Source organism: Acidobacteriota bacterium (assembly GCA_003225175.1).
In the GTDB taxonomy this organism is placed as follows: Bacteria; Acidobacteriota; Terriglobia; order Terriglobales; family Acidobacteriaceae; genus Gp1-AA112.
Genome location: QIBA01000209.1, coordinates 1 through 2,258 on the forward strand (window position 1 = coordinate 1; position 2,258 = coordinate 2,258).

A 2,258-nucleotide genomic window follows, 5' to 3' on the forward strand; every position below is an offset into this window, starting at 1 on the left:
CGGGAAACACGTTTCTGTGGCTAACCCCCAAGCCGCTTAGCTCGCGCAGGAGAGTCGGCTTCGCCCTTTTCGGAATCAACCACCTGTACAGGTGTTCGATATCCAGCGATCTCTTGCCAAACCGAACGCCGACCAGATCCTCAAGAGGCCGCCACGGATCCGAGTGCAATGTGAACCCACCCTCTTGTGCAATAAGCCTCGCTGAGTTGAAGATGGGATGAACGATCTTCACGCGAGAAGGCTTCGACGACAAAAGCTGTGCCTCGTCTTGGTCGACCAAATCGAATGCGTCCAAAACGTGAGCGTAACCGCGCTGCCGGAACGCCCATACGTTCCCATCGTGGTCAACATGTTCCATGCATGCGAAGTACAACGCGTACAGCACATTGGCGGTCCAATCTAGCACTCGCGTAGGCAAGCCGTGATGACGCGCTAAGAACAATGCATACCCGGCTTGCTTAACGCGACCGTCAGAGGGAAAGGCCCGACGTCTGAAACGGTGAAGAAGCTCTCGCTCGGTGGTGAGGTTGAACGACTTCGCGAGGCCGCCGTACCATGCCAGTCGGCCAATCGTTGGGACAAGCTTGTACTCCGACTTCGAATGGCCTCGGAACCACAGCTTGTGCTTGTCCGTTGCCTCCCGAACCGCAGACACCTCTCGAACGAAGGCATCTACGGTGTCGATGAGGTCACGGTCTGTGAAATCGAACGAAACTTGCATTCCCTACGCGCTGCTGGAGGATCGGCCAAACTAAAATTATAGAGAATTTTTGGGCCTGATTCCATTGTAAACGCAGGACTTGCGACCGTGAGGCCACACTACGAGAATAGTTTTGCGAAATTGAATCGACCTACGGCCCGTAGCTTTTGGTGAATTTCTTTTGCGATTCTGTCTCGGGCTCAGATGACGCGAGAGGTGTAGATTGCTCGGGAGCGGTTGAGGTCGATTGTTCCGTCGGTTGTGCGGAGGTGGGCTGCGCCGCTTCGGGCTGCGGGGCACGTTGCGGTTGAGTCGCGCCTGATGCTTCCACAAATGCCATCTGCAAATTGGAGAGGGCGTTTCGCAGGACCATCGTTTCTTCGTTTGTCAGGTTGCCGCGCGTTTTTTCCTGAATCATCTGGAGTTGATCGATGAACATCCTGGCCAAATCGACATTGATTTCAGCTTCGCCGGTCTTTGGATTTGGAATCTGGCCGAGAAACAGCGCAGCGTTTTGCGCGTGCATCATTACGAACTCGATGAACCGCTGGGTTAGCTCGCCGGTCTGAACCGTTTTTTGCACTTCAGGCATATGACAAAGTGATGAGTGATGGGTGACGAGTGATGAGCATCATTAACTATACTACGGTTTTCTGATCACTCGTCACCTGTCACTTCTTCTCGGGTGGGCGCACAGTTGCTAAAACATACGGTTGATCGCGAAAATATTTCGCCGCTACTTTCTTGATGTCGTCGAGCGTAACGGCATTTACGTCGTGCTCGAGTTGCTTGTAGTAATTGAAGCCCAGGCCATAAAGCTCGTCGAGCGCGCAGTGATAACCGAAAGCGTCATTGCTTTGATTGGCGATTTCTTGTTGGCCGATCAGTTTCTTTTTCGCCCGTTCTAATTCCACAGGGGTCAGACCCTCGTTGGCCAGCTTGTGAATCTCGTCAAGGAATGCGGCTTTCACCGGCTCGATCTTTTGCGGATCGGTTCCGAGATAAAACGCAAACAGTCCGGGCACGAGCCCTTGCATCTCGCTAGCGCCGACATAATAGGCCAAGCCCATTTGCTCGCGAATACGAATGAAGAAACGCGACCCAAGATCGCTACTTGCCTCATCGATCAATTCCAGAGCATAGCGATCAGGACTGGACAAGCTCGCGCCGCGGAAGCCGACCATGAGCACCCCTTGCGCCTTGTCCTTGCGGCTCTCGACAGTCTCCGATTTGCTCAGCGGTGTGGGTGGCTTTGCATCGGTAAGAGCAAGCGCGCCGGGTTGCATCTTTCCGAGCGTTTGCTCGACGAGTTGTTTTACCTCGCCTGCTTTAACGTCGCCAAAAACATAGATCACTCCGTTTTTCCCGACTACGTAACGATCGCGAAAATCGACCAAATCTTTTTGCGTCAGGTGCTGCACAGCTTCGAGCGAGCCGCTCGTACGCAAAGCGTATGGGTGCTGCGGAAAAAGCGCCTGTCGCATGATGTTGCGCGCAACGCTGGTCAATTGTTCTTCTTCCTGCTGGATCGCAGCGATCTGGATTTCCTTTTCGCGCG

The 2,258-nt window shown here is 53.8% G+C and carries 3 protein-coding genes; all 3 read right to left on the reverse strand.

The features are described from left to right. The coding region (locus DMG62_24600; protein ID PYY19420.1) for a hypothetical protein at positions 1–721 on the reverse strand (721 nt) is incomplete at its 3' end. A gap of 130 nt (positions 722–851) precedes the next feature. After that, positions 852–1,292, reverse strand: a complete 441-nt coding sequence (locus DMG62_24605) for a hypothetical protein (GenBank protein PYY19421.1) — start codon at positions 1,290–1,292, stop codon at positions 852–854. 79 nt (positions 1,293–1,371) lie between these two features. Beyond that, positions 1,372–2,258, reverse strand: an 887-nt coding sequence (locus DMG62_24610) for a hypothetical protein (GenBank protein PYY19422.1), incomplete at its 5' end; no start/stop codon positions are given.